The organism is Vibrio genomosp. F10 str. 9ZD137 (assembly GCF_049974785.1).
Classification (GTDB): Bacteria; Pseudomonadota; Gammaproteobacteria; order Enterobacterales; family Vibrionaceae; genus Vibrio.
In genome coordinates, this window is record NZ_JBNGCJ010000706.1 from 1 (window position 1) to 942 (window position 942).

General features: G+C 45.0%; 1 protein-coding gene. It reads left to right on the forward strand.

Features of this window, described 5'->3' with window-relative positions:
- The coding region (locus tag ACP45E_RS16825) for a dicarboxylate/amino acid:cation symporter (RefSeq protein ID WP_069585291.1) at nucleotides 1-942 on the forward strand (942 nt) is incomplete at both ends.

Genomic DNA, 942 nt, shown 5'->3' on the forward strand with positions numbered 1-942 from the left:
GTCTTATGGGCGAAAGCGCTGTTATGTTCGCTCCAATGGGTGCCATCTTCATTGCACTGATTAAAATGTTGGTCATTCCATTGGTTGCGGTCGCACTTATTTCAGGCGCTGCGGGCTTAGGCAGCAGCCAGTCAGCAGGAAAAGTTGGCCTCACGACTCTAGGATTTTTTGGTATTACTTCCGCTTTAGCCGTTGCGCTAGCACTTTTTATGGGCGAAGTATTTCAACCAGGAATCGGCATTGATGTTTCTGGTGTTGAAGGCATGTTCTCTGCTGAATATGCAGCGAAAGGTGAGCTACCCACTTTCTGGGCGACCATCACTGGTATGATCCCAACCAACATTTTTAGTTCACTCAACGATGAAAACATCCTCCAGATCCTAGTCTTTTGCCTTTTCTTCGGTGTGGCACTTTCTCAGCAAGCAAAAGAGAAACGCGATCCAATCATCAATGGCGTAAACACGATTGTTGATGCCATGGTATGGATGATCAACAAAGTAATGGTCATCGCTCCTTTAGGGGTGTTCGGCTTAATGGCTGAAGCCGTGGGTACTTTTGGATTCTCAGCCTTAATGATCGTTTTCAAACTGTTTCTGGTTTACACCGCTGCGATTCTGATTTTTGGCTTCATCGTCTACCCGTTGATGATTCAACTCTTTACTAAGACCTCAGCTAAGAAATTCCTAATTGCAATGAAGAAGCCACAAGCGGTTGCTCTTTCAACGGCTTCTTCTATGGCGACATTACCAGTCACCATGGAAACGGTTGAAAAAGAACTTGGCGTTCGTAATTCTACCGCTTCTTTTGTTTTGCCTTTAGGTGCAACAATCAACATGTCAGGCAATGCGATTTACTACGGTCTGGTTGCAATCTTCTTTGCTCAGTTATTTGGTATCGACCTAAGCATGGGCGCTTACATTGCGATCATTTTGACTTCCACAC